30 protein-coding genes are annotated in these 25392 nt (G+C 63.1%); 17 read left to right on the top strand and 13 right to left on the bottom strand.

Features of this window, described 5'->3' with window-relative positions:
• The first annotated feature begins 11 nt into the window (after nt 1–11).
• Both ACEN8I_RS21155 and ACEN8I_RS21150 read left to right on the top strand, forming a co-directional pair.
• Nucleotides 12–272 (top strand): UBP-type zinc finger domain-containing protein, encoded by a 261-nt coding sequence (locus ACEN8I_RS21155; protein WP_413330588.1) that lies wholly within the window; start codon nt 12–14, stop codon nt 270–272.
• An 8-nt stretch (nt 273–280) separates the two neighbouring features.
• Nucleotides 281–1018, top strand: coding sequence for an AAA family ATPase (locus ACEN8I_RS21150; protein ID WP_413330587.1), 738 nt, complete (start codon nt 281–283; stop codon nt 1016–1018).
• A 25-nt stretch (nt 1019–1043) separates the two neighbouring features.
• Here ACEN8I_RS21150 and ACEN8I_RS21145 read toward each other — a convergent pair whose 3' ends face one another.
• The 3 genes from ACEN8I_RS21145 to ACEN8I_RS21135 all read right to left on the bottom strand — a co-directional run bounded on the left by ACEN8I_RS21145 (nt 1044) and on the right by ACEN8I_RS21135 (nt 2571).
• Nucleotides 1044–1274, bottom strand: a complete 231-nt coding sequence (locus ACEN8I_RS21145) for a hypothetical protein (protein WP_413330586.1) — start codon at nt 1272–1274, stop codon at nt 1044–1046.
• 49 nt (nt 1275–1323) lie between these two features.
• Nucleotides 1324–1971 (bottom strand): glutathione S-transferase, encoded by a 648-nt coding sequence (locus ACEN8I_RS21140; RefSeq protein WP_413330585.1) that lies wholly within the window; start codon nt 1969–1971, stop codon nt 1324–1326.
• 132 nt (nt 1972–2103) lie between these two features.
• Complete coding sequence (locus ACEN8I_RS21135; protein WP_413330584.1) at nt 2104–2571, bottom strand: hypothetical protein; 468 nt, start codon at nt 2569–2571, stop codon at nt 2104–2106.
• Between the two features lie 195 nt (nt 2572–2766).
• Here ACEN8I_RS21135 and ACEN8I_RS21130 point away from each other — a divergent pair, with 195 nt between their 5' ends.
• A complete protein-coding gene (locus ACEN8I_RS21130; RefSeq protein WP_413330583.1) occupies nt 2767–4095 on the top strand; it encodes an OmpA family protein in 1329 nt (442 codons plus the stop codon).
• A 30-nt stretch (nt 4096–4125) separates the two neighbouring features.
• Here ACEN8I_RS21130 and ACEN8I_RS21125 read toward each other — a convergent pair whose 3' ends face one another.
• Nucleotides 4126–5229 (bottom strand): acyltransferase family protein, encoded by a 1104-nt coding sequence (locus ACEN8I_RS21125; protein WP_413330582.1) that lies wholly within the window; start codon nt 5227–5229, stop codon nt 4126–4128.
• A 315-nt stretch (nt 5230–5544) separates the two neighbouring features.
• Here ACEN8I_RS21125 and ACEN8I_RS21120 point away from each other — a divergent pair, with 315 nt between their 5' ends.
• Nucleotides 5545–5964: a hypothetical protein gene (locus ACEN8I_RS21120; RefSeq protein WP_413330581.1), complete on the top strand. Its 420-nt coding sequence runs from the start codon at nt 5545–5547 to the stop codon at nt 5962–5964.
• Between the two features lie 34 nt (nt 5965–5998).
• Here the strand turns inward: ACEN8I_RS21120 and ACEN8I_RS21115 are convergent, their stop codons facing one another.
• Nucleotides 5999–7372, bottom strand: coding sequence for an MATE family efflux transporter (locus ACEN8I_RS21115; RefSeq protein ID WP_413330580.1), 1374 nt, complete (start codon nt 7370–7372; stop codon nt 5999–6001).
• Nucleotides 7369–7962 (bottom strand): DUF2239 family protein, encoded by a 594-nt coding sequence (locus ACEN8I_RS21110; RefSeq protein WP_413330579.1) that lies wholly within the window; start codon nt 7960–7962, stop codon nt 7369–7371. The genes ACEN8I_RS21115 and ACEN8I_RS21110 overlap by 4 nt, the downstream gene beginning before the upstream one ends.
• Before the next feature lie 270 nt (nt 7963–8232).
• Here ACEN8I_RS21110 and ACEN8I_RS21105 point away from each other — a divergent pair, with 270 nt between their 5' ends.
• From ACEN8I_RS21105 to ACEN8I_RS21090, 4 genes are all read left to right on the top strand, one after another.
• Nucleotides 8233–9300, top strand: a complete 1068-nt coding sequence (locus ACEN8I_RS21105) for a methionine ABC transporter ATP-binding protein (protein WP_413330578.1) — start codon at nt 8233–8235, stop codon at nt 9298–9300.
• Nucleotides 9290–9955, top strand: coding sequence for a methionine ABC transporter permease (locus ACEN8I_RS21100; protein WP_413330577.1), 666 nt, complete (start codon nt 9290–9292; stop codon nt 9953–9955). Before ACEN8I_RS21105 ends, ACEN8I_RS21100 begins: the two co-directional genes overlap by 11 nt.
• Nucleotides 9956–10060: 105 nt before the next feature.
• A complete protein-coding gene (locus tag ACEN8I_RS21095; RefSeq protein ID WP_413330576.1) occupies nt 10061–10855 on the top strand; it encodes a MetQ/NlpA family ABC transporter substrate-binding protein in 795 nt (264 codons plus the stop codon).
• Nucleotides 10856–11001: 146 nt separating this feature from the next.
• The gene (locus ACEN8I_RS21090) at nt 11002–11550 is read left to right on the top strand and encodes an NADPH-dependent FMN reductase (RefSeq protein ID WP_413330575.1); all 549 of its coding nucleotides are present in this window, start codon (nt 11002–11004) and stop codon (nt 11548–11550) included.
• Between the two features lie 317 nt (nt 11551–11867).
• Here the strand turns inward: ACEN8I_RS21090 and ACEN8I_RS21085 are convergent, their stop codons facing one another.
• Nucleotides 11868–12788 (bottom strand): TauD/TfdA dioxygenase family protein, encoded by a 921-nt coding sequence (locus tag ACEN8I_RS21085; protein ID WP_413330574.1) that lies wholly within the window; start codon nt 12786–12788, stop codon nt 11868–11870.
• 152 nt (nt 12789–12940) lie between these two features.
• Nucleotides 12941–13594, bottom strand: coding sequence for an FMN-dependent NADH-azoreductase (locus ACEN8I_RS21080; RefSeq protein ID WP_007873448.1), 654 nt, complete (start codon nt 13592–13594; stop codon nt 12941–12943).
• Between the two features lie 197 nt (nt 13595–13791).
• Here ACEN8I_RS21080 and ACEN8I_RS21075 point away from each other — a divergent pair, with 197 nt between their 5' ends.
• From ACEN8I_RS21075 to ACEN8I_RS21045, 7 genes are all read left to right on the top strand, one after another.
• Nucleotides 13792–14697, top strand: a complete 906-nt coding sequence (locus ACEN8I_RS21075) for a LysR substrate-binding domain-containing protein (protein WP_413330573.1) — start codon at nt 13792–13794, stop codon at nt 14695–14697.
• Nucleotides 14698–15132: 435 nt separating this feature from the next.
• Complete coding sequence (locus tag ACEN8I_RS21070) at nt 15133–15783, top strand: peroxiredoxin (RefSeq protein ID WP_074574492.1); 651 nt, start codon at nt 15133–15135, stop codon at nt 15781–15783.
• Nucleotides 15784–15787: 4 nt separating this feature from the next.
• Nucleotides 15788–16393 (top strand): RBBP9/YdeN family alpha/beta hydrolase, encoded by a 606-nt coding sequence (locus ACEN8I_RS21065; protein WP_413330572.1) that lies wholly within the window; start codon nt 15788–15790, stop codon nt 16391–16393.
• Complete coding sequence (locus ACEN8I_RS21060; protein WP_413330571.1) at nt 16390–17391, top strand: sulfate ABC transporter substrate-binding protein; 1002 nt, start codon at nt 16390–16392, stop codon at nt 17389–17391. Before ACEN8I_RS21065 ends, ACEN8I_RS21060 begins: the two co-directional genes overlap by 4 nt.
• A gap of 8 nt (nt 17392–17399) precedes the next feature.
• Nucleotides 17400–18293, top strand: coding sequence for a sulfate ABC transporter permease subunit CysT (gene cysT, locus ACEN8I_RS21055; protein ID WP_413330570.1), 894 nt, complete (start codon nt 17400–17402; stop codon nt 18291–18293).
• Nucleotides 18290–19201, top strand: a complete 912-nt coding sequence (gene cysW / locus ACEN8I_RS21050; protein WP_413330569.1) for a sulfate ABC transporter permease subunit CysW — start codon at nt 18290–18292, stop codon at nt 19199–19201. Before cysT ends, cysW begins: the two co-directional genes overlap by 4 nt.
• Nucleotides 19202–19319: 118 nt before the next feature.
• The gene (locus ACEN8I_RS21045) at nt 19320–20408 is read left to right on the top strand and encodes a sulfate/molybdate ABC transporter ATP-binding protein (RefSeq protein ID WP_413330568.1); all 1089 of its coding nucleotides are present in this window, start codon (nt 19320–19322) and stop codon (nt 20406–20408) included.
• Nucleotides 20409–20458: 50 nt separating this feature from the next.
• On the opposite strand, the gene ACEN8I_RS21040 is transcribed toward ACEN8I_RS21045, so the two are convergent.
• Complete coding sequence (locus ACEN8I_RS21040) at nt 20459–21346, bottom strand: LysR family transcriptional regulator (protein WP_413330567.1); 888 nt, start codon at nt 21344–21346, stop codon at nt 20459–20461.
• 94 nt (nt 21347–21440) lie between these two features.
• On the opposite strand from ACEN8I_RS21040, the gene ACEN8I_RS21035 reads away from it, so the two are divergent.
• The gene (locus tag ACEN8I_RS21035; protein WP_413330566.1) at nt 21441–22478 is read left to right on the top strand and encodes an NAD-dependent epimerase/dehydratase family protein; all 1038 of its coding nucleotides are present in this window, start codon (nt 21441–21443) and stop codon (nt 22476–22478) included.
• A gap of 17 nt (nt 22479–22495) precedes the next feature.
• On the opposite strand, the gene ACEN8I_RS21030 is transcribed toward ACEN8I_RS21035, so the two are convergent.
• From ACEN8I_RS21030 to ACEN8I_RS21020, 3 genes are read right to left on the bottom strand one after another with little or no spacing between them, the layout of a single operon-like run.
• Complete coding sequence (locus tag ACEN8I_RS21030; RefSeq protein WP_413330565.1) at nt 22496–22771, bottom strand: DUF2277 domain-containing protein; 276 nt, start codon at nt 22769–22771, stop codon at nt 22496–22498.
• Between the two features lie 47 nt (nt 22772–22818).
• Entirely contained in the window at nt 22819–23229 is a 411-nt protein-coding gene (locus tag ACEN8I_RS21025) for a VOC family protein (RefSeq protein WP_007865284.1), read from the bottom strand.
• Between the two features lie 29 nt (nt 23230–23258).
• Entirely contained in the window at nt 23259–23612 is a 354-nt protein-coding gene (locus ACEN8I_RS21020; RefSeq protein WP_413330564.1) for a VOC family protein, read from the bottom strand.
• A gap of 200 nt (nt 23613–23812) precedes the next feature.
• On the opposite strand from ACEN8I_RS21020, the gene ACEN8I_RS21015 reads away from it, so the two are divergent.
• Nucleotides 23813–24319 carry a disulfide bond formation protein B gene (locus ACEN8I_RS21015; protein ID WP_413330563.1) on the top strand — a complete coding sequence of 169 codons (507 nt, stop codon included), beginning with the start codon at nt 23813–23815 and terminating at the stop codon, nt 24317–24319.
• A gap of 50 nt (nt 24320–24369) precedes the next feature.
• On the opposite strand, the gene ACEN8I_RS21010 is transcribed toward ACEN8I_RS21015, so the two are convergent.
• The gene (locus ACEN8I_RS21010; protein WP_413330562.1) at nt 24370–25344 is read right to left on the bottom strand and encodes a Bug family tripartite tricarboxylate transporter substrate binding protein; all 975 of its coding nucleotides are present in this window, start codon (nt 25342–25344) and stop codon (nt 24370–24372) included.
• Between the last annotated feature and the right edge of the window lie 48 nt (nt 25345–25392).

Raw genomic sequence — 25392 nt, 5'->3', positions numbered from 1 at the left:
GGAGATTTTGGATGCGTATCAAACCTTGCGACCATGTTCCCGCCGAGCTTCACTCACCGAATGCCAGGGGCTGTGAGGAGTGCCTCAAAATGGGCGACACCTGGGTGCATTTAAGGCTGTGCGTGCACTGCGGCCACATCGGCTGCTGCGACGACTCCAAAAACCAGCATGCGAGCCAGCACCATGCGGCCACCGGCCATGCGGTGATCCAGTCGTTTGAGCCTGGGGAAAGCTGGATGTGGTGTTATGAGCACGAACTGCAGGTGGGGTAGTCAACAAGATGATGCTCACGCCAAGGCCTTATCTTCAACAAGTCTCGATTCGTCCTGATGCGGAAATTGATCTGGACAGCTATCCGTACAGCATTCCGGCCGTGCGGGAAATCGGGGAGTTGACATTTCATCCCGATGTCACGTTCTTTGTCGGGGAGAACGGCGCGGGGAAGTCCACTGTGCTTGAAGGCATTGCGATGGCGCTGGGTTATGCCCCTGAAGGCGGTACGCGAAATGTCCGGCTGTCCACCACCGATTCGGTGTCGTCACTGCATGAGAATCTTCGTCTGGCGCACAGTTTTCGAAAGCCCAAGGACGGATATTTCCTGCGGGCCGAGAGTTTTTTTAATGTCGCGACCTATATGGACGAGGTAGGTTATCTCGGCGGCTATGGCGACCGCTCCTTGCACGAACGTTCGCATGGGGAAGCATTCATGGCCTTGCTGACGCACAAGTTTCGCGGCAACGGGCTCTACCTGCTTGACGAGCCCGAGGCGGCGCTGTCGCCCAACCGCCAGTTGGCGGCGCTCTCGGCCATACACCAGCTTGTTCAGGAGGAGTCGCAATTCATCATTGCGACCCATTCGCCTATCCTGTTGTCGTACCCGAACGCAAAGATACTGTTGTTTGATGGTTCAGGAATATCGGAAGTCCAGTATGAGGACACCGAACACTTTGCCGTCACGCGAGATTTTTTGAACAACTATCCGAGGCGGCTGGAGCAATTGCTTGCGGATGAAGAATGAGCTGGCTTGAGCTGCAAACTGTCATTCATTTTCGCTTGGTGTAGTCCATGGTCGCCACCATCACCGGGCTGGATTTCGGGCTGCGTTGCCAGTGTTCGTCGGCCATTTTTTGAACCGCGTCCTTGTCGTAGTTGCCCTTCGAAAGGTCGGCCCAGACATGCACATAGGCCCGGCACCAGGCATCGTGGGCTTCATGGATCTTTTCCCCGGAAAGCTCGGGGCTGGATTCCGGATGGGGGATGGGGTCGGGGACCATGGGCCCATCCTAGCGGTCTGGGGCGGGCCAGTCCACCCCGGCGGTCGCTTCAGGGTTTGGCCTGGTAAGTGAGGTCGCTGTGCGGCGCCGCGGCGAATTCGGGCAACCGTTCGGCCCGCGCCGAGAACTCGCGCAGGGCCGGGAAGTCCGCCGCGTTCACCACCTCGGGCAGCATGGCCTGGGTGAAATGCCAGGCGATACCTGCCGTCACGCCGTCCTGACCCATGGTGTCACTGCTCACGGCCAGGGGTTTGCGCTGTAGTTCTGCCTCAAGTTCGCCATAGGCCGCCAGCAGCTGGCTGGTTACGCGCGACACCCAGGGTTGGTGCAGCTTTTCGGCGGGGCGAAGGTGGCGCTCGTAGACGATCTGCACGCTTTTTTCGCAGGCGGCCAGGGCCAGGCCGATGACGCGCAGCGCCTGCTGGCGCTCGGCCAACGTGGAGGGCATCAAGCTCCTGCCGGCCGGTGCCTGCGCCGCCAGCGCTTCGGCGTAGTCAATGATGAGCGTGGAGTCCATCAGCACCGTGCCGTCGTCGCAGACCAGTGAGGGTGCTTTCACGACCGGGTTGATGGCGCGGAATTTTTCGAAGGTGCTGAACACCGAGACCGACTGGTGCTCAAAGCGCAGGCCCAGAAGCTGCAGGGAAATGGCCACGCGGCGTACGTAAGGGGAGTCGAGCATTCCTATGAGTTGCATGGGAGTTCCTGTTCAGGGTTGACCGGTCACGAATACGAAGGGAATTCGAAGGAAAGAAGGAAGACTTGTGACGTTTATACCGCGCAAGCGGCACACGCGCAGGCCTTGTGCGGAAGCCGGATGGGCCCTGTGTCAGCCGCCGCTGTGCACCGTGACGGCCCGGGCCAGTTCACTCAATTTTTCAACCTGCCATGCGAACTCTGCTTCAAAAGCCGATGGGTCGGTGACTGCATAACCGCCATAACCATAGACGGCGGCATACGCCGCGTAGCCCGCTGCGTCCAGGGCCCGGCCGGCAAGGGCATTGGCCACGGCGTAGGTGGCGGAGACGGCTGCGTGGGCCGAGCCGTCGATGGAGTTGGATCCCCTGTGGCTGTTGGCCACCTGGGCAATTTCCTGTGCCGCCTGCGCCAGGGCGGGCCGGTCTGATGTGCCTTCCACAAAAGACCGAAGCACCGCCAGGCAACGGATGGCCTGCGGGTTTTCGAGCAGGTGTTCCGTGCGTTGTGCGCAGGCCAGGCCAAAGGCAAGGCGAAGCGGCTCGCACTGCGGCTCGCCCATGTTGATCTCGGTTGCCAGACGTGAGAGTTCCTCGTTCATGACACATCTCCTGGGGGTGAAGCTATCGTAGCGCTGAAATCCGGTTGGCGCCGGGAAGCTGCCGGCATGAATTGTTTACCTGGCGTGCCCTCCGGTTACTTCGGGCTACTTTAGGGTATCGCGATTGACAGTCGACAGCGCTGTACCGCACATTACGGTCTGGCATAACAACAGCAAGAACCATTTGGGAGGTTTATGACATTCACAAAACGACTTGTGCTGCTGGGTATGGCTGCAGGCTTGGGCCTCACACAGGCCGGCTGCGGAAAAAAAGACGAGGCTCCCCGGCCGGCGGCAACTGCGGTGCCGGCGGCGATGGTGATAGCGGTGCCTGCCGCGACGCCTTCGGCGCCTGCGTCTGCTGCCTCGACGGCACCCGCCGCGCCCGTTGCTGTGGCGCCGGCCGCGTCCACCGATCCCGACAGCCCGACGCCTTTGCCCGCGAAAGAGATCAAGGGCGTGGGCATCAAGCAGAAGCTGACCTACTACTACACGCTGAACGGCGGCCCCGGCACTGTCAAGATCACCGCCACGGCCAAGAACTCGCCCAGCGGCGCGACCCAGGCACTGGCATTTGGCCTGTATGACCTCAAAGCCAACAAGCTGTGCTCCGAATCCCACGGCAATACCAATGCCGACAAGACCCTCGTGATCAACTGTCAGGTTGAAAAAGCGCAGCCGCTGATCCTGCGCCTGGACCTCAGCGAAGAGACGATTGATTACGCGCTGGCGCTGGAAGGCCCTGTCGAGTTGCCGGCGCCGCAGGCGGCCGGTGCGGCCCCGGTGCTGGCGGGCGCGGGCTCCACCGACATCGACGAGCCGACCCGGCTCAAGGGCAACCGCATCAAGGGCGAGGGCATCAAGAAGGCCGTGTCGTATTACTACGCTTTCAATGCCGGGCCGGGCGAGCTGGTCGTGACGGGCGACGGCAAAAACACCTCGGCCGCCACAAGCAATGCGCTGGCGGTGGGCTTGTACACCTTGCGCTCTGAGCGGCTGTGCGAGCTTTCCCTGGGCAACACCACACTGGACAAGCGCGGCGTGATGAGCTGCAAGGTCGACAAACGCCAGCCGGTGATTCTGCGGCTGGACCTGTCGGCGGAGACGGTGGATTTTCGCGCCAGGTTCGAAGGGCCCTACGACTTTGAGGCATTCACCCCGCCCAAGGCGGTTACCATTGCGCTCGATTCCGCGGTGCTCTTTGACACCGGCAAGGCGGTGCTCAAGCCCGAAGCGCGGCAGACGCTGCATGAGGCGGCCGACCGGGTAAAGAAGTTCGCCGATGCGGCGGTGATGGTCTCGGGCCATACCGACAACGTCGGCAATGAGGTGGCCAACCAGGCGCTTTCAGACAAACGGGCCGCCGCGGTGAAGGACTATTTTGTGTCGCAGGAAGGCGTGCCTGCGGCGGGCCTCGCTGTGAAGGGCTATGGAAAATCGCAGCCCGTGGCCGACAATGCCACCGAGGAAGGCCGGGCCCGCAACCGCCGCGTGGATGTGGTGATCACGCCCAAAGGCAAATAAGCCAGCAGCCGGGCAGCCGGCCTGCCCGGCTCACGGCGATCTGCCGGTGGCGTTCTGCGGCAACGCGGGGCCGGCCTTCCGCGGTGGCGTTATCGGCAACAGCAGCAGCGCCAGATACCTTTGCCGCCGCACCAGCTCCAGTAAAACCAGGGGCAGCGCCACCCCGGCGGCCAGGCTTGCCGCGCCGACAAGCACCTCGTTGCGGCTGACATGCGACAGCATCAGAAAAACCCGTCCCTGCACAACGTAATGAAACAGCAGGATGAACAGGCTGGCCGACCCGATGCCGGCCAGCGGTCGCCTGAACACCGCATGGTGCTGCAGCAGCGCGGAAACACTGAGGACAAGGTAGATGCCCAGCGCGGCCTGCAAGGTGGAGATGACCGGATTGCCGTACACCCGCAGGTTCAGGTCCATGGTTTCGCCGGAATACGTGTGCAGTGCGGTGAAGGCGAGGGCTGCGGCCGCAAACTTGAAGAGACTGAAACGCATGGCTGCCACCGGCTTGCCGAGCAGATAACCGAACAGCATAAAGGGCGTGCTGACCAGGAGCAGGTCCAGGCTCCAGGGAAGGCCGGGCAAGTCCTCCAGGCCCATGAAGCGCAGCGACTCCCCGGTGCCGGTTTTCCAGAACCAGTCTATGCCGCCCACGCCCGCGGCCAACAGGGCGCAGGCGAGCAGCCAAAGCGCGGTGGTGCGCCTGGGAAGATGCCTGGTGGCGCGCAGCAAGGCCGTGGCCAGGACGGAGGCTACAAACAGATGCGGCAAAAACCACAGCGGCGTCCAGGCAATGGTGGGCGCGGTGCCGTAGAGGACGCCGGTGAAATACGCGAGCGCCGTGGTGCCGGCAACCGGCACGGCCTGCGGGGCCAGCATCTCGCTGATGCCCAGCAGCAGCAACACGGCGAAGTAGGGCTTGAGCAGGGTGTCGGCGCGCGACAGCGCAAAGCGGCCCAGGCTGCCGGCGTCCTTCAGGAAGAGGCCCGACAGGAAAAAGAAGAGCGGCAGGTGAAAGGAATAAATCACCCGGAAGAGCTCGCCTCTTTCCTGCAGCACTGTCCAGTTATGCCCGAGCACCACAAGGAGGATGCCTATACCCCTGGCGATGTCGATGGCGGGGTTGCGGCGGTTCATGATGAGGGAAGCATCGATGCCGGCGGTGTGCAGGCGGCGGGCGCGGGGCCGAGGTGATGGCGGGAGAGCACCCATGGTAGCAAGGCTTTGTAAGCGCCTTGAAACAGCTCTTAACAGGTGTTGAACGGGCTCTTTGAACGGGTCGGTGTCCATGGGCACTGAATGCCGGCTTGCGACTATCCCACTTCAAATTTCCAGCTACGGACAATTCGCCGCAGTGGCGGCCGTGAAATCGAATATGGTCCGGCATTCAGCGATCACGGGGAGTCTTTCATCTCCGGATTTCGCCTCCCGCCAACCCCATAGGAGACCATCATGGCATTCGTGATCCAACCCGTTGCCCGGGATGTTTTTGATTCATTCTGGACACCCGCCCTCAAGCGCAAGATTGGCAAGTTCATCCAGGCGGCGGACGCCGCTTCCGGGGAACTCCAGCAACAGACCTGGGCCGTCGACGAAGGCGTCAAGGCTTGCCTGCTACCCGTTTCCCTGGCGGGCAGCACGGATGCCGCCTGGTGTTACGCCTTTGTGATGGACGGCGAGTTTGCCGTGGTGCGGCATGAAAGTTACTGCGTCTATTCCTTCGTGGGCATCTCGCCGGGCCTGCAGGACAAGCTCGACGGCGTGAAGCGCCTGATCGCGGAGGCGCTTCGTGTGGGCGGGGAGTTCCTGGACGGGAAGTCCGGCGACGACGGGCTGTTCGCCGTCCCGGACGCGCAGTTCATACGCGCCTGAAGCGCCCGGCCCTGCATGACCCTGAAACAGGCTCTTACACCAGCCGCCGTATCGCTTTTTTCCTCCATGCCAGCCGGTAGTAAGCGGTCTGCAGGCCCAGCATCGCGATAAAGGTGACGGGGTAGGCGATCCAGATGCCGTTGATGCCTATGCGGTGGCTGAGCACCCAGGCCGTGGGCACCTCGATCAGCGCGATGCAGAAAATCGAAATGCCCATGGGTACCCATACCGTGCCGCTGGCGCGCATCACGCCTGAGACCACGCCCTGCATGCCGAAGACCACGCTGCTCCACAGCATGATGTGCAGCAGGGTTTGCGACAGCTCGATCACCGGTTCGCTGGTGATGAACAGGCCCATCAGGTGGCGCGAGAACAGATAACCCAGCAAGACCAGCGCGCCGGTCAGCGCCAGGTTCATCTGCAGCCCGGTGCGTGTGATGGCGCCCAGCTTGTCGGTGCGGCCCGCGCCTATGGCCTGCGCGCCCAGGATGGAGGCGGTGATGGCGATGGAAATGGCCGGGAATTGCACATAGGCCACCACCTGGTTCACCGCGCCATAGGCCGCGGTGGCGTTGGAGCCGTAGCCGTTGACCAGCGAGAGCAGGGCGATCTCGGCGAGCGAGATGACGACCAGCTGAACCCCGGTGGGCACGCCGACCCTTAGCACGGTCTTGAGGATGGCGGGGTTCACGCGCAACTGGCGCCTGAATTCGGCGTCGGGTGCCAGCGGGCTTTTGATGGCGTGCAGGCGCCGGGCCAGCCAGGCGGTCGAGACGAGGAAGGACAGGATGGTGGCCACCGCGCTGCTGGCCACGCCCAGCCTGGGAAGGCCGCCCCAGCCCAGGATGAGCGCGGGCGTCACGACCAGGCCGCAGGCGGTGGAGATGCACAGCGTGTAAAGCGAGCTCACCGTGTCGCCCACGCCGCGCAGCATGGAGGTCGACAGCAGGAAGACGAAAAGCCCCGGCATGGCGATCAGCATGATGCGGGCATAGAGCGTGGCATCGGCCAGGATGTCGGGAGGCGTGCCCAGGGCCTTGAGCAGCGGTGCGGTGAAGGCGCCGCCAAAAACGGCGACAGTGAGGCCGAATCCGGCGCCTACCGCCAGGGTGGTGCCGGCGACGGCCTTGACCTTGCCGGTGTCGCGCGCTCCCCAGGCCTGGCCGATCAGCACCGACGCGCCCGCGCCCAGGCCGATGGTGAAGGCAATGAGGAAAAACATGAGGGGGAAAAAGCTGGTCACGGCCGCCAGCGCCCCCACACCAATCATCTGGCCGATGTAGATGTTGTTGATCGTGCCTGAGAGCGATTGCAGGATGTTGCTGAGCAGCATGGGGCCGAGAAAGGCCGCGAAGGTTTTCCACATCGGCACGCCCTCGCTCAGCGTCTTTGGGGTGGATGGCGTCATTCGGCGCTCCAGCCGGCTGCCGCCAGTTTCGCCAGCTGCAGGCGCACGTCTTGCGGCCATGGCGCGACCAGGCCTTCAAATTTGGACTTGTCGCCCGCGAACAGCGCGCGGCTGGCTTCTTCAAAGCCCGCCAGGTCGCCGGCCATCTCGCTCATGAAGCGGTAGGCGTTTTCGCGCGAGGTGCGCACGCTGATGCGGCCTTCGCCGGCCTTGCGCGATTCATCAATCAGGCGGCGCAGGGTGATGGACGCGCCGCCGGGCTGGCTGCCCAGCCATTCCCAGTGCCGGGGCAGCAGCGTGACTTCACGCGCGACCACGCCGAGCTTGGGCCGGCCTACGGGGCGCGCGGTGGATGTTTGGGGCGTTTCGGGTGCCTGCGCGGCAGGCGAGGGTGGCAAATCCGCCTCGGGGCGCAGGTCCAGGTCTATGCGCTCGCCGGTGGCGTCGTTGAAGACGCGCAGCAGCTCTTCGGTGCCGGACAGCTTGCGCAACGCGCTGACGACCTGCGCATGGTCGCCGGCGGCGACTTGCCGGAAGCCTGCGAAGGCGATCAGGCGCGGGAAAGTTTCGGGGGAGGGCTGGGATGGCATGGCGACAGCTTCGATTGGGAGGTCAAAAAAAAGGATTAATTTAATCCGGGTGAATTGATTCTATAACACCCGGATATAAATTGTCTACCCTCTATTGATGCCGGGTGTAATTATTTTCATAGCATTAAATTCATCTAATTAACCTATTTAATATTCTTTTGAGTTTGAGCTTCAGGCTTCTACATTCGCTGTCTGTTCAAAAAAAAGCGCCTCGCGGTTTTCCACAAGAAACGCGAAGGCGGCAAAAGTCAGAAAAGTCAGCGGGATTTCATGATCGAACTCAAAGGTATTGTTCAAACCTACCAAGGCCCCACGGGCCAGGTCGAAGCGCTCAGGGGCGTCGACCTTCACATTCAGCCGGGCGAGGTCTACGGCATCATCGGCCGCAGCGGCGCCGGCAAAAGTTCTCTGGTGCGGGTCATCAACCTGCTGAACCGGCCCTCCGCCGGGCAGGTGGTGGTGGGCGGGCGCGAGCTGAGCTCGCTGGGCGGCGACGCGCTGCGTGTGGCGCGCCGCGACATCGGCATCATCTTCCAGCACTTCAATTTGCTTTCCTCGCGCACGGTCTACGGCAACGTGGCCTTGCCGCTGGAGATCGCCGGGCTGCCGGCCGATGAGATCAAGGCGCGCGTGGGGCCGCTGCTGGAGTTGGTGGGCCTGAGCGCCTTGGCGGACCGCTACCCGGCGCAGATCAGCGGCGGGCAAAAGCAGCGCGTGGGCATTGCGCGCGCGCTGGCCAACCGGCCCAAGGTGCTGCTGTCGGACGAGGCCACCTCGGCGCTGGACCCGGAAACCACACGCTCCATCCTGGGCCTGCTGCGGCAGATCAACAAGGAATTCGGTCTGACCATTGTGCTGATCACGCACCAAATGCAGGTGATCAAGCAGGTGGCCGACCGCGTCGCGGTGATAGACGCCGGCCGCATTGTGGAAAGTGGGCCGGTGATCGACGTCTTCACGCGGCCGCAGCATGAGACCACGCGCAGCCTGATCGCCGAGATCGTGCCGCAGGACTTACCCGACAGTGTGCTTGCGCGCATACGCAGCCTGATGAGCGCTGGACGCCCTGAGGAGGGGCAGCTTTTGCGCCTGGCTTTCGCGGGCGACGAATCGGACCGGCCGCTGCTGTCGGACGTGATACGCCGCTTCGGCATAGACCTGTCCATCGTGCACGGCCAGGTCGACGAGATCCAGGGCAAGCCTTTCGGCTCGCTCGCAGTGTTCGCACGCGGCGCGCGCGAACAGCTCAGCGCGGCGGTCGCGCATCTGCGCGGCGCCGGTGTGCATGTCGACGAGGTCGGTGCGGATTTGACCGGGAGGCTCGCCAGTGTTCAGTAATTTTTCGCAAGCCCTGCTTGAGCTGTTTGTGAGCTCGCTGTGGGAGACCCTCGTCATGGTCGGCATCTCGGGCCTGGTCGGCGCGTTGATAGGTATTCCACTGGGCGTGTTCCTGCGCCTGACCGATGAAGGCGGCGTGCTGCGCAACGCGGGCGTGAACCGCGTGGTGGGTGGCCTGGTGAACGCCGTGCGTTCCACGCCTTTCATTATTTTGCTGGTGGCCATCATCCCGCTCACGCGCTTTTTGACCGGCTCGTCCATAGGCACGGCGGCCGCCGTGGTGCCGCTCACGATTGCGGCGGCGCCCTTTATCGCGCGTCTGGTGGAGGCCTCGCTGCGCGAGGTGGACCACGGCCTGATCGAAGCGGCTCAGGCCATGGGTGCGACCACGTGGCAGATCGTGCTCAAGGTGTTGCTGCCCGAGGCGCTGCCTGGCATCGTCGCGGGCCTGACCATCACCTTTGTGAGCCTGACCGGTTATTCGGCCATGGCCGGTGCCATCGGCGGCGGCGGGCTGGGCGACCTCGGCATCCGCTACGGCTACCAGCGCTTTTTGCCGGAAGTCATGCTGGCCGTGGTGCTGGTGCTGATCCTGTTTGTGCAGGCGGTGCAAAGCCTGGGCGACTGGGCTGTGCGCAGGCTGAGCCATAAATGAGCCGGGCATTCATCTCTTATCAACAGCGATGTTGATTCACTGAATTTCTCTTACTCCCAGGGGAGGAGGGGACAAGATTTTTTCAATTCATCCAAAGGAAACACCATGAACAAACGCACTCTCATTCAATCCGCCGTCGCGCTCGCGCTGGCCGCCTCTTTCTCCTCCGCCGTGCTGGCGCAGGACAAACCTCTCAAGATAGGCGTCACCGCCGGCCCGCACGCGCAGATTTTTGAGCAGGTCAAAAAGATCGCCGAGAAAGACGGCCTCAAAATCCAGATCGTCGAGTTCAGCGACTACATCCAGCCCAACGCCGCGCTCGCCGCCGGCGACCTGGACGCCAACAGCTACCAGCACAAGCCCTTCCTGGACCAGCAGGTCAAGGACCGCGGCTACAAGATCGTCAACGTGGGCTACACCGTCAACTTCCCGATAGGCCTTTACTCCAAAAAAGTCAAAAGCCTGGCCGAACTCAAGGAGGGTGCGCGCTTCGGCATCCCCAACGACCCGACCAATGGCGGGCGCGTGTTGCTGGTGTTGCAGGACAAGGGCCTGATCAAGCTCAAGCCCGAGGCCGGCCTCAAGGCCACACCGCTGGATGTGATTGAGAACCCCAAGAAGCTCAAGTTTGTGGAACTCGACGCCGCCCAGCTGCCGCGCTCGCTGGACGACCTGGACGCTTCGGCCGTCAACACCAACTATGCGCTGTCGGCGGGCCTGAACCCCAAGGACGCGATCGCGCAGGAAGCGGCCAAGTCGCCTTACGTCAACCTGCTGGCCGTGCGCGAGCAGGACAAGGACAAGCCCTGGGTCGCCAAGCTCGTGAAGGCCTACCACTCGGAGGAGATTCGCAAGTTTGTGCAGGCCGAGTTCAAGGGCGCGGTGCTGGCCAGCTTCTGATCGGGCTTCGGGGAGCTTCCCGTCCTGGAGTCCTACAGCAGGGATTGCCGAATTGGTTTACAAAGTGGGAGGCCTGACGCGCATGCGCGGTTCAGGCTCCCTATTTTTTTCATCCCCATCCCATCCACCACTTCCTGGAGAACCCCATGGCCCAATACAACATTGCTGTCGTCGTCGGCAGCATTCGCAAGGACTCGTTCAACAAAAAGCTCGCCCGCGCGCTTGAGAAGCTGTTTCCCGCGGACTTCAGTTTTACCCATGTGCGCATCGACGACCTGCCGCCTTACAACCAGGACGACGACGGCAACCCGGCGCCGCAGGTGGTGAGGCTCAAGGGCGAGATCAAGGCCGCGCAAGGCCTGCTGTTTGTCACGCCCGAGTACAACCGCTCGATTCCCGGCGTGCTCAAAAACGCGATTGACCATGCTTCGCGCCCATACGGCCAGAGCGCCTGGGACGGCAAGCCGGCCGGCGTGATTGGCGCTTCGGTGGGGGCCATAGGTACCGCGCTGTCGCAGCAGCATTTGCGCAATATCCTGGCTTACCTGAATGTGCCCACGCTGGGGCAGCCTGAGGCTTTTATCCACAACAAAGAGGGCCTTTACGAGGCTGACGGCAGCTTGAGTGAAGGTAGCCGGAAGTTTTTGCAGACCTGGGTGGATGCTTATGTGGGGTGGGTTAAGAAGCATTCCTGAGGGTTGTGGCCGGTCTTGCTCGGGCCTTTGCGCTTTTTGTTGAATGCGGCTGGCCGGGATCGCCCGGCATGCGACTCACTTTTTTTGCTTCGCCAAAAAAAGTAAGCAAAAAAAGGCGACCCTGGTGTCTGCGTCCCTCCGCTTCGCTGCGGGCAGCCTGCGGTGCTCGGTTCAGGCGGGGTCTCGCTAAACTCGCCTTCGGCTCAGACAACGCGATCCCTTATCCGCCTGAACCTCCGCTCCTCGGCGCATACACAAGGGGTGGGTGCAGAAATACCGAACAGCCAAATCCCAATACCTGATTCCCACGCCGCCGGTTAAAACGGCGTGTCGCCCTCAATCGTCGTGCGATACAGCTTGCGGCGCAGGTGGTCGGGGGTGCCTGCTGCCAGGTGGGTGACGGAGCGGTTGTCCCAGAACACCATGTCGTGCGGCTGCCACTGGTGGCGATAGATGAGTTCGGGGCGCGAGCTGTGTTCAAACAGTTCGCCCAGCAGTGCTTTACTTTCGTCCTCTGGTATGCCGAGGATGCGGGTGGTGAAATGTTCGCTGACGAACAGGGCCTTGCGGCCGGTTTCGGGGTGGGTGCGTACCACCGGATGGACCACCGGTTTGACTTCGTCGACCTGTTCCTGTGTGAGCTTGGGTCGCCAGGGGCTGCGGCTGCGCAGTTCTTCGTATTTGGCGAGGTAGGTGTGTTCGGCGCGCAGGCCTTGCACGGCGGTCTTGAGGGCCAGGGGCAGGGTGTCCCAGGCTGTGTGCTGGTTGGCAAACAGGGTGTCGCCGCCTTCTGAGGGCAGTTCCTGCGCATGCAGCAGCGAGCCCAGGCTGGGCTTGTCCTTGTACGACAGGTCGGAGTGCCAGAAGTGGCCGGCGTCGCCCAGGCCTATGGGTTCGCCGTTTTCCTTGATGTTGGAGACGATCAGGATTTCCGGGTGGTCCTGCAGCTGGAAGTTTTTCAGCACATGGATTTGCAGCGGCCCGAAGCGGCGGCTGAAGTCGACATGCTGCCGCGGCGTGATGCGTTGGTCGCGGAACACCAGCACGTGGTGATCCAGGTGGGCGCGGTGTATGCGGCTGAAGTCGGCCGCTGAGAGCGGCTGGGAGAGATCCAGGCCCAGCACCTCGGCGCCCAGCGGGGCGTCAAAAGGGCGGATTTCAAGAACGGAGGAGGAGGGTGCGGCGGGCGCTGCTGTCGCTGTTGCCGGTTGCTCGTTGGGAGCGAAAGTCGCTGTCATCTTCACCTTTGTTATGGGCGCCCTGGGCAGGGCCAGCGCTGAATATAGGGACGCGCCGGCCCAAAGTGAACAATCGATTTGTCATTTGGTAATTACCTCACCATGAAAAAAGCCCGCGGATGCGGGCTTTTTGGCTATGCGGAACGCCGCGTTCAGGCGGCCACGGCGGCCCGGTCCTGGTTGGCGGCGGGTGCCTGGGTGTGCGTGACGATCTCAATCTGCGCGGCGGCCAGGGCGGCCTCCTTGGCGGCTTCGCCCATGGCCAGGCCTTCGGCGCGCACAAAACGCACGTCGGTGATGCCGAAGAAACCGAACACCACCTTGAGGTAGCTCTCCTGGTGTTCCAGGGCGGTCATGGCTTCGCTGGTCGAATAGACGCCGCCTCGAGCCGAAGCCACGATCACGGTCTTGCCGCCGGCCAGGCCCACAGGGCCTTTCTCGGTGTACTTGAAGGTGCGGCCGACCTGGGCGACGCGGTCAATCCAGGCCTTGAGCTGGCTGGGGATGGCGAAGTTGTACAGGGGTGCGCCCACCACGATCACATCGGCTGCCAGGAATTGCGTCACCAGGGCTTCGGACACGGCGTTTTCGCGCTTTTGCACCTCGCTCAGGTCGCTGCCGGCGGGCATGCGGAAACCCAGCGACTCGGCCGACAGGTGGGAAGGCGTGTCGACGGCCAGGTCCAGGTAGCTGACTTCGGTGCCGGGGTGGCCGGCGCGCCAGGAAGCCACGATTTGGGCGGTGAGCTGGCGGGAAACCGAGTTGCCGCCCAGGATGCTGGAGTCGATGTGAAGAAGCTTGCTCATGATGGGGTTCCTAAACAGAGTGGTTGTTGAGTCGGGTTTTCAGGCCGTATTCACCTTGAATCGCAGCCATGGATAGATTGTGCGGATGAGTCGATTGATTGATAAGTCGGTAAAATTGCGATAGATCGTCCTATATTTGGGACAATCAACCAGAAAGCAGGGCCAAATCCGGTCGCGAAGAAAGGGCGGGTTCTCTTATGCAAGACCTCAATGACATGCTGTATTTCGCCGAGGTGGTGGAGCGCGGCGGCTTTGCCGCGGCCGGGCGCGCGCTGGGCCTGCCCAAGTCACGGCTGTCGCGCCGCGTGGCCGAGCTGGAGTCCAGGCTGGGCGTGCGGCTTTTGCAGCGCACCACGCGCAAGCTCTCGCTGACGGAGGTTGGTGAAATCTATTTGCGCCACTGCGGCGCCATGCGCGACGAGGCCCTGGCGGCTTCCGAAGCCGTGGCGCAAATGCAGGTCGAGCCGCGCGGCACCTTGCGCATCACCTGTCCGGTGACGTTGGCGCAGGGCTCGGTGGGCTACCTGGTGCCGCGCTATATGGAGATGTTCCCCCAGGTGCGGATAGACATGCGCGTGACCAACCGCGTGATCGACCTGGTGGAGGAGGGCATAGACATCGCGCTGCGCGTACGCCCCACGCTGGAAGACAGCGGCAGCCTGGTGATCAAGAACCTGGGCTCCAGCGGCGGCCAACTGCTGGCCAGCCCGGCCCTGCTGCAGCGCCAGGGCCGGCCCGAAAAACCCGAAGACCTGCTCAAGCTCGACACGGTGTCCATGTCCTGGGCCGACGGGCGCTCGTCATGGCGGCTGCTGGGCCCGGGCGGCAAGGAGTTCGTGCTGCAGCACCAGCCGCGCTATGTCGCCGACGACCTGCAGACCCTGAAACTCGCGGTGTTGGCCGGCACCGGCATGAGTTTTTTACCCGACTCCATGAGCGCGGCCGAACGGCAGGCCCAACTGCTGGTACCCGTGCTGCCGGGCTGGGCGCTTCCCTCGGGCGTGGCGCATGCGGTGTTCCCCTCGCGGCGCGGGCAGGTGCCGGCGGTGAGGAGTTTTTTGGATTTCCTTGGGGAGAGGATGAGAGGGGATTCGCTGGCTTGAGGTTTTGGCCTCAAGCTCCATTGGGCTGTTCTTGGTCTATGGTTGTTTTCTCTGCTGAGGCTGCTGGCCGGGTCTCGCCCCGGCGGGCGACTTACTTTTCTTTGCTTCGCCAAAGAAACGTAAGCAAAAGAAAGGCGACCCTGGTGTCTGCGTCCCTTCGCTTCGCTACGGGCAGCCTGTGGTGCTCGGTCCAGACGGGGTCAAAAACAACTCGCTTCGCTTGTATGTTGTGGGTGTCGGGGTGGAGGGAGGAATACCAAGCAGCCAAATACCAATACCGAATACCTGAAGAAACAAGGACATGCCACCTCAATCGTCAGAACAAGTGAATCCCTTCGTTATGTACAAATCCGGATAAATTAAGAGCAATATATTCTTTTGCGTTTTAACGCTTGCTCCCCACAATGCTTTGATCAAGCAACTCAAGGAGCAACCATGGCCACTCTCAGACTCGGCGACACCGCCCCCGACTTCACGCAAGACTCCACCGCAGGCAAGATTTCCTTTCATGAATGGGCCGGTGATTCCTGGGTGGTGCTGTTTTCGCACCCCGCCGACTTCACCCCCGTCTGCACCACCGAACTCGGCAAGACTGCTGCGCTGAGCGGTGAGTTCGCCAAGCGCAATGTCAAGCCCATCGCGGTCAGCGTCGACCCGTTGGACTCCCACAGCAAGTGGGTCAATGACATCAATGAGACGCAGAACACCACGGTGAATTTCCCCATCCTGGCCGATGCGGACCGCAAGGTGGCCGGGCTCTACGACATGATTCACCCGAACGCCCTGAGCACCGGCCCCACGGCGACCGTGCGCAGCGTGTTCATCATCGACCCGAAGAAGGCCATTCGCACCACCTTCACCTATCCCGCGAGCACGGGCCGCAACTTTGACGAGATCCTGCGTGTCATCGACTCGCTGCAGCTGACCGACGGCTACAAGGTGGCCACGCCGGTGAACTGGAAGGACGGCGACGACGTGATCATCGTGCCCAGCCTGCAGGACCCGGCCGAAATCGCCCAGCGCTTTCCAAAAGGCTTTAAAGCCATCAAGCCGTATTTGCGCGTCACGCCGCAGCCGAACAAGTAAGCAGATGGGTTCACGCAGCGTGCGTTTCATCATCGTTCCCGGCTGGCGCGACTCCGGCCCCGGCCACTGGCAAAGCCTGTGGGCCGAGCGCCTGGGCAATGCGGTGCGTGTGCGGCAGGACGACTGGATCACGCCTTCGCGCAAGGCCTGGGTGGCGTCGCTGGCCAACACCATCCTGCTGCAGAACGAGCCGGTGGTGGTGGTGGCGCACAGCCTGGGTTGCATCGCGACCGCGCATTTGCCGCCTGAGGCGGCTGAACGCATACAGGGCGCCTTGCTGGTGGCGCCGGCCGACCCGGAACGCCGCGCCGTGCTGAGCGACTTCGCCCCCGTGCCTTACCAGAAGCTGCCTTACCGCAGCGTGCTGGTGGCCAGCAGCAACGACCCTTTCTGTCCGGTGCGCCTGGCCGGCGCCTATGCCCGCGCCTGGGGCAGCGAGTTTGTGCGCCTGCAGGATGCGGGCCACATCAACATTGAATCGGGCCACGGCGAATGGCCGCTGGGCATTGCCCTGCTGCAGTCGCTGGCGGGCGATGCTTCGCTCTCGGCACCGCGGCTTGATTTTTCTTCTCCGCGAACTTCTTCTTTCGGATCCCTGGAAACGGCATGACTTCCCCACAACTCAAAATCGCTCTTGCTGCCCTGGTTTTGGCAACGAGCGGTATCGTCCCGGCGCAGTCGCAAACGCTGCTCAACGGCTCTTACGACGTGGCGCGCGAGTTCTACAAGGACTACAACGCGGCCTTTATCGCCCACTACAAAAAGACCACCGGCAAGGACGTGAAGGTGGACCAGTCGCACGGCGGCTCCAGCGCCATCGCGCGGTCGGTGGCCGACGGCCTGGATGCCGATGTGGTCACCATGAACACTTCGACCGACGTGGACTTCCTGGCCAATGCCGGTGTGGTTGCCAAGGACTGGGTAAAAAAGTTTCCGGACAACGCATCGCCCACCACCTCGACCATGCTGTTCCTGGTGCGCAACGGCAATCCCAAAGGCATCAAGGACTGGGATGACCTGGTCAAGCCCGGCATCCAGGTTGTCGTGGTGAACCCCAAGACCGGCGGCAACGGCCGCTACGCCTACCTGGCGGCCTGGGGTTATGCCAAGAAGAAGGGCGCAAGCGACGCGCAGGCCGCCGAATTCGTCGGCAAGCTCTACAAAAACGTGCCGGTGTTGGGCAAGGGCGGGCGCGATGCGACCACCGTCTTCCTGCAGCGCAATATCGGCGACGTGCTGATCACCTTCGAGTCCGAAGTGCTGTCGGTGAACCGGGAGTTCGGCGAAGGCAAGGTGGACGCGGTGTACCCCTCCATCAGTATCCTGGCGGAAAACCCGGTGGCAGTGGTGGAGCGCACCGTCGCCAAGAAGGGCACGGCGGACCTCGCCAAGGCCTACCTCAATTACCTCTACTCGGACGAGGGCCAGGAAATCGCCGCGCGCCATGCGCTGCGCCCGCGCTCGCAGGCCGTGCTCAGGAAATACGCAAGCACCTTCAAGCCGCTGCAGCTGTTCACGGTGCAGGACGTGTTCGGCAGCCTCGGTGAAGCGCAAAAAGTGCACTTCAACGACGGCGGGCAGTTCGACAAGCTCTACGCCGTCAAGTAAGCCAAGCCATGACTGCCTTGTCTTCTGTGGCGCCGCCTTCCGCGGTGGCGCCGGGAATCCCTGCGGGTGGCAAAAGGGCCGCCCGGCGCGTGCTGCCAGGCTTTCGGCTCACGCTGGGTTACACAGTGCTGTACCTGAGCCTGATTGTGCTGATCCCGATCTCGGCGCTGTTCTTCAAGACCTTCACGATGAGCTGGGAGCAGTTCATCACCGCCGTGACCTCGCCGCGCGTGCTGGCCTCCTACCGGCTCACCTTCGGCGCTTCGCTGGTTGCGGCGCTGGTGAACCTGGTCTTCGGCCTGCTGGTGGCCTGGGTGCTGGTGCGCTACAAGTTCGCGGGCAAAAAGATTGTCGATGCGCTGGTCGATTTGCCTTTCGCGCTGCCCACGGCCGTGGCCGGCATCTCGCTGACGGCCTTGCTGGCCGGCAACGGCTGGATAGGCCAGTACCTGGAGCCCATGGGTATCAAGCTGGCCTTCACGCCGGCCGGCGTGGTGATCGCGCTGATCTTTATCGGCCTGCCCTTTGTGGTGCGCACGGTGCAGCCTGTGCTGGAAGACGCCGAAAAAGAGCTTGAAGAGGCCGCCACATCCCTGGGCGCCACGCGCCTGCAGATTTTCACCAAAGTCATATTGCCGCACATCACGCCGGCCTTGCTGACCGGCTTTGCCATGGCGTTTGCCCGCGCGATCGGCGAATACGGCTCGGTCATCTTTATCGCCGGCAACATGCCCATGATTTCCGAGATCACGCCGCTCATCATCATCGGCAAGCTCGAGCAGTACGACTATGCCGGCGCCACCGCCGTGGCCGTGGTGATGCTGCTGGTGTCCTTTGTGCTGCTGCTGGTGATCAACGGCCTGCAGGCCTGGCAGCGCCGCAACGCAGGGGCCCCAGCATGAGCGCCCAACTCACCAACCGCCGCGTCCGCGCCGGCACCACCGAGGCTCCCTGGGTGCGCTACACGCTGACCACCGTGGCGCTGCTGTTTGTGCTGCTGTTCCTGGTGCTGCCGCTGGCGGCCGTGTTCACCGAGGCCTTGCGAAAAGGCTTTGGCGCCTACCTGGCCGCGCTGCGCGAGCCCGACGCCTGGTCGGCCATCCAGCTGACGCTGATCGCCGCTGTGATCGCCGTACCGCTGAACCTGGTGTTCGGTGTGGCCGCTGCCTGGGCGATTGCCAAGTACGAGTTCCGCGGCAAGTCGGTCCTGACGACGCTGGTGGACCTGCCGTTTTCGGTCTCGCCTGTGGTGGCCGGCCTGATTTATGTGCTGATCTTCGGCGCCCAGGGCTGGTTCGGGCCCTGGCTGCTCGCGCATGACATCAAGATCATCTTCGCCGTGCCCGGCATCGTGCTGGCGACCGTGTTCGTGACCTTTCCCTTTATCGCGCGCGAGTTGATCCCGCTGATGCAGGCGCAAGGCAATGACGAGGAGCAGGCCGCCATCGTGCTGGGCGCGACCGGCTGGCAGACCTTCTGGCATGTCACCTTGCCCAACATCAAATGGGGTCTGATCTACGGCGTCATTTTGTGCAATGCGCGGGCCATGGGCGAGTTCGGCGCGGTGTCGGTGGTATCCGGCCATATCCGCGGGCAGACCAACACGCTGCCGCTGCATGTCGAAATCCTCTACAACGAATACCAGTCGGTGGCCGCCTTCGCCGTGGCCTCGCTGCTGGCCATCCTGGCGCTGGTCACGCTGGCCATCAAGTCGGTGGCCGAATGGCGCCACGAAGCCGACATGAAAGCCGCGGCGGATCTGCCGCCCGAGCGCCCCGTTTTATCCCCTCTCCCTCAGGGAGAGGGCTAGGGTGAGGGCGGCTCCCGATTTGTAGCCGCCGGCCCTCACCCCAACCCTCTCCCAGGGGGAGAGGGAGGAAGAAAAGCCAACCTCCCTTCGCTATGGGGAGGGAGAAAGAGAGAAAGACATGAGCATAGAAATCCGCAACGTCAGCAAACATTTTGGCGACTTCCAGGCCCTGGGTGACGTGAGCCTGGACATTGAGTCGGGCGAGCTGGTCGCTTTGCTGGGCCCCTCGGGCTGCGGCAAGACCACCTTGCTGCGCATCATCGCCGGCCTGGAAACCGCCGACCGCGGCAGCATCCTCTTCAGCGGCGAAGACACCACCGACGTGCATGTGCGCGAGCGCCAGGTCGGCTTTGTGTTCCAGCACTATGCGTTGTTCCGCCACATGACGGTGTTCGAGAACGTGGCCTTCGGCCTGCGCGTCAAGCCGCGCGGCGTGAGGCCCAGCGAGGCGCAGATCAAGGAAAAAGTGCATTCGCTGCTGAACCTCGTGCAGCTCGACTGGCTGGCCGACCGTTTTCCTTCGCAGCTGTCGGGCGGGCAGCGCCAGCGCATCGCCCTGGCGCGCGCCCTGGCGGTGGAGCCCAAGGTGTTGCTGCTCGACGAACCCTTTGGCGCGCTGGATGCCAAGGTGCGCAAGGAATTGCGCCGCTGGCTGCGCCGCCTGCACGACGACCTGCATGTCACCAGCATTTTTGTGACGCACGACCAGGAAGAGGCGCTGGAAGTGGCCGACCGCGTGGTGCTGATGAACCAGGGCAAGATCGAGCAGATAGGCTCGCCGCAGCAGGTCTGGGACCACCCGGCCAGCCCCTTTGTCTACGGCTTCCTCGGCGACGTCAACCTGTTCCACGGCCGGGCCCACGAAGGCGAGGTGCAGCTCGAGGGCCTGCGCCTTGATTCACCCGAACACGCCGGCGCGCAGGACGCCAAGGCCTTTGCCTACGTGCGCCCGCACGACCTGGACGTGCAGCGCTACGCACCCGGCGCCGAAGGCATCGTCGTCCACCTGGAGCGCGCCATCGTCATCGGCCCCATCGCGCGGCTGGAACTGATTCCCGCCGAAGGCTACGAGCAAAAAGGCAATGTCCCGGGCGACGCCATCATCGAAGCCCAGATGCCCTCGCAGCAATTTGCCGACATGGGCCTGCGCGAAGGCGACATGCTGGTGGTGACGCCGCGCAAGGCGAGGGTGTTTGTGGAGGGCTAGTTGCGGGTGCGTGCAGGCAGCTGCTTATGCAGGTCGAATCCTGTTCGGCTTCAACCAATATGCTGCTGCAAACCTTCGACCAATGCGTCGAAGGTGACACGGCAACGCGGGCTGTGGCGCAGGTCTTCGTGCATGGTCAGCCAGGTTTCGAGTTTGAAGGACAACTCGCCAGGCAGCACCCGCACCAGGGCGGGGTCACGCGCCGCCAGCGCTGACTGGCACACGCCAATGCCGGCGCCGGCACGTATCAATGCCAGTTGCGCGAGGTCGCTGTCGGTACGCGTGGCAAACGCCGCCCGCTTCCATGCGGGCAAGGCTTTGCGCGCCGAACGCAGAAAGGGTGTCTCCTCGTCAAACCCGATCAGCGCATGCTGCGCCAGGTCCGCTGACGACTGGGGTGTGCCACGCGCGTCCAGGTAATCGCGGCGCGCGTAGAGACCCAGTTCCACTTCACCCACGCGGCGAGCGATCAGCAGGTCTTGCTTGGGCTGTGTCATGCGCACGGCAATGTCGGCTTCGCGTTGCAGCAGGTCCTGCACGCGGTTGGTCAGCACCAGTTCGATGGTCAGACCCGGGTGCTCGCGCTGCAGTTTTGCGACGATGGGCGGCAACACTTCGACACCGATGACTTCGCTCACCGTGACCCGCACCGTGCCGCGCACACCGTCGCCCTGGCTTTCGGCGGCGCGGCGTAAGGCGGCCGCGGCGCTGGCCATTTCTTCGGCGAAGGGCTGCAGTTCCAGCGCGGCTTCGGTCGGCGCAAAACCGGTTTGTGAGCGCGTGAACAGCGCCAGGCCTAGCGATTTTTCGAGTGAGGCGACATGGCGTCCGACCGTGGGCTGTGCCACCCCCAAAGACCGTGCCGCACCTGAGAGCGAACCCTCGTGCAGCACCCCCAAAAATGAGCGATAAAGCTCCCAGCCGGCATCTTCTTCCATACAAAAATGTATAGCTGTTACCCTGTCTTAGTCAATTCCATTTTGACCCTTCGGGGCCCAGACTTTACCCATCGCAACTTTTTGGGGAATTGGCATGAGCAGCAAACAAGACAGATCAGGCACAGCGCTTGTGCTGGGCGCAACCGGCGGCATTGGCGGTGAAGTGGCCCGGCAACTGCAGGCGGCAGGCTGGCAGGTTCGCGCGCTCAGCCGTGGCGAGCTGCCGCAGGGCGAGCAATATGGCGGCATCACCTGGCTGCGTGGCGACGCGATGAATCCCGGTGATGTCATGGCTGCGGCGCAAGGCTGCGGCGTCATCGTGCACGCCGTCAATCCGCCCGGCTATCGTCGCTGGGGCGAGCTGGTGCTGCCCATGCTGGATAACACGATCGCAGCCGCCCGGGCGCACGGCGCGACCATTGTGTTGCCCGGCACGGTCTACAACTACGGGCCGGACGCATTTCCCAGCCCCCGGGAGGATTCACCGCAACACCCGCAAACTGCCAAAGGTGCGATTCGTGTGCAGCTTGAGCAACGCCTCAAGGACGCGACCAGTGACAGTGGCCAGGGCGGCTGCCGGGTGATCATCGTGCGCGCGGGTGATTTTTTTGGGCCGCGCGCCGGTAACAGCTGGTTTTCGCAAGGCCTGGTCCGGCCGGGCGCTCCGCTGCGCAGCGTGAAGCTGCCTGGCAAGCCCGGGGTCGGCCACCAATGGGCTTATTTGCCGGATGTTGCGCGTACCATGGTTGCCTTGCTGGCGCGGCGTGACGTTCTGCCTGCATTCGCAACCTTCCATATGGACGGCCAGTGGGACAACGACGGCCGCCAGTTGGCTGAAGCGATCTGCCGTGTCGTCGCGCGGCGCGGCGGCCCTGCGCCGTCCATCAAATCCTTTCCCTGGTGGGCGGTGACGCTGGCCGCACCCTTTGTCGAGACCCTGCGCGAGCTGCGCCGGATGCGCTACCTCTGGAACACGCCGGTACGCATGGACAACGCCTCCCTGGTGGCGGCGCTCGGTGCGGAGCCGCACACGCCGCTGGACATGGCGGTGGAGGAAACGCTGCAAGGGCTGGGTTGCCTGGGTGCGCAAGGCGGGGATTTCAACCACGGTACCGTCCGCCGCCATGGCTGATGCAAGTCCGGCTCCGGCTACCGGTTCGTGCCAAACCTCAGCGCCGACCTGGCCCGCGCCCGTTCGGCTTCCACCTCCCGGTTGCGCGGTTCGGCGTTGGTGACCAATGTCCGGATGAGAACCCGCGCCGAGGCCGCAACCTCTTCCACCGCACGATCAAACGCGGCCTCATTGGCCTTGGACGGCACATTGAAGCCGCTGAGCTTTCTCACAAACTGCAGCGAGGCGTCACGGATTTCCAGCTCGGTGGCCGGTGGCTCGAAATTGAACAAGGTCTTGATGTTGCGGCACATGCCGGCTCCTTGAGGCGAAGGCTTCCCGTTGAAATCTCAGGCTCTGCCTAGCCGGCGGGCTTGATCACCACCGACTCGGCCGAAGCCACAAAAGGCCCATGGTAGACCGCCTCGATGTTGTTGCCGTCCGGGTCCAGCACAAAGGCGCCGTAGTAGCCCGGGTGGTATTTTCGCTCGCCCGGCGCGCCGTTGTCGGTGCCGCCCGCGGCCAGCGCCGCTTCATAAAAGGCTTTGACGGCCGCCTGGTCTTTGGCCTGGAAAGCCAGGTGGACGTGCGAGGTGGCGCCGTCGGCCTGGTCTATCCAGAGCTCGTCGGCCGAAAAATGGCTGTCGGCTTCCTGGATGGCACCGGCCTTGCCCAGCGACTGCAGCACGGCACGGTAAAAGCGTTTGCTGGCCGCGAGGTCATGGGCGCGCAGGTGGATGTGGTCGACGAGGCGGCCGCGGTGGAATTCCATGGTTCTATCCTTCCTGGTTGTGCTGGTTTTCAGCGTATCACGCCGGGCATCAGGGCTTCGGCGATTGCGATGTGGTTGCCGTCGGGGTCGCTGATCATCACCGCGCGGACTTTGTCGGTGGCGGTTGTATGGCTGGTGTCTATGCCCAGCTTTTGCAGGTGTTCGATTTCGGGTTCAAGGTCGTTGACGGCCAGGGTCAGCGAGCCTTCGCCGGCGCGCTCGGGCAGTTCATAGACTTGCAGGCCGCCGCCGCGCTGGAACTGCCATTCGCCGACTTCGGGCATGGGGCGGCTGGCTTTGGCGTCCAGCAGTTTTTCGTACCAGGGCAGGGCAGTGGCCAGGTCGCGCACGGCGACACTGGCGAGGGCGTTTTGCACCATCATGAGGGTCTCCAGAAGTGGTTGGGTCCTGAAAATCTACGCCCGCCGGCACCGCCCACCTGTAGGACAAGTGCTGGCCTCCGCGGATGAAAGGGGGCGAAAAAATTCGCCCTCCATGAATCGCAGGCGGGAACTTATCCCGGCCCAAACGCCCGAACCGCTGGACAATCCATAATCCATCCAGAAAAAAAGAGGGCTCCCTGATGTTTTTGACGTATTTCGATGCCATGCCGCGCCGCGTGCTGGTGTTGGTTGCCGCGGCCTGCGTGGCCATGCTGGCTTTTGGCCTTTATCTGCAGCATGTGGTGGGCCTGGAGCCGTGCCCCATGTGCATCGTGCAACGCTATGCGCTGGTGCTGGTGGCGCTGGTGGCGGGCGTGACGGCGATTGCCAAAAGCCGCGGCTTCCTGATCGCCGGTTCGGGCCTGATGGTGCTGCTGGCCGGTTTCGGCGCTTTTGTCGCGGCGCGCCAGAGCTTTTTGCAGTGGTATCCGCCTGAAATCGCTTCGTGCGGCCGCGATTTTTACGGGATGATCGAGACCTTTCCCCTGAAGCGCGCGATTCCCATGATCTTCAAGGGCAGTGGTGACTGCACCAAGATCGACTGGACCTTTCTGGGCGGCTCGATTGCCAACTGGTCGTTTGTCTGTTTTGTGGTGATCACGCTGGTGGGCCTGCTGCTGGTCGCCCGGCTGGCGCGCAAACCTTAAGTTTCCCGGCCGGTATCGATTTTCTGTACGTCAGTGCAGTTATCAATTTTCTAGTTCAATTCAATTCGCGCCTCACGGATCACTTTCTCCCAGATGGCCGACTCCTTGCGCACAAGATTGCGCATCTCATTCGGCCCGGACATCGCAACGTCCACCCCTTGCTCATCGAAGCGCTGGAGCAGTGCGGGGTTCCTGGCTGCGGCCTGCATTGCCGCGTAGAGTTTGTTGGTCACAAGCGCAGGCGTGCGCGCGGGCGCAAAAATGGCGTTCCAGGAACTGTAGGCAAACCCGGGCACGGTCTGCGAAATCAAGGGTAGTCCTTTGAGCGGGCTGGACTTGCTGGGTGCGGTGATCCCGATGGCCCGGATCGCGCCCTTGTCAATCATTCCCGTGAATGAGGGCATGGTCCCGAAGATGGCTTGCACCTGGCCGGCGATGAGGTCGGTCATGACCTGGGCCGCGCCCTTGTAAGGGACATGCGTCACCTGGATGCCGGCGCTTCGCGCGAACAGCTCCGTCCCCAGGTGGGCGAGGCCGCCTATGCCTGCGGAAGCGAAATTCACCTCGCCCGGGTGGGCCTTGGCATAGGCAATCAGCTCCGCGACGGATTTGAAGGGCGCCTTCGCACTCACCACCAGCACATGGGGCGCCGAAGCGATCATGCCCACGGGCGTGACCTGGGTGAGGATGTCCACACGGTTCTTGCTCAGCAAGGGCTGCGCAGTGATGTTGCCGGAGGCACAAAACAGCACGGTGTAACCGTCGGCTGCCGAGCGCGCCACCGTATTGAGCGCCGGGACGCCGGCACCGCCGCCGATGTTCTCGACGATAAAGGCCTTCCCGAGGCTGGGCGCCATGGCCTGTCCAAGATCGCGTCCCAGCACATCGGTCGCGCCACCGGCCGCGAACGGAATGATCATCCGGATGGGTTTGCTCGGGTAGTCATCCTGCGCCTTGACGGCAAAAGGCAATAGTGCGGCCGCGCCGAGAAGGCGGCGGCGGCCGGGGTTCAGGGGGATAGTCACGGTTTTGTCTCGCTCTAGTTGTTTGAATGCCGGCATCATGGTTCGGTG

Source organism: Polaromonas sp. CT11-55 (assembly GCF_047303325.1).
Classification (GTDB): Bacteria; Pseudomonadota; Gammaproteobacteria; order Burkholderiales; family Burkholderiaceae_C; genus Polaromonas.
This window is presented reverse-complemented; position numbering and strand designations above follow the sequence as displayed.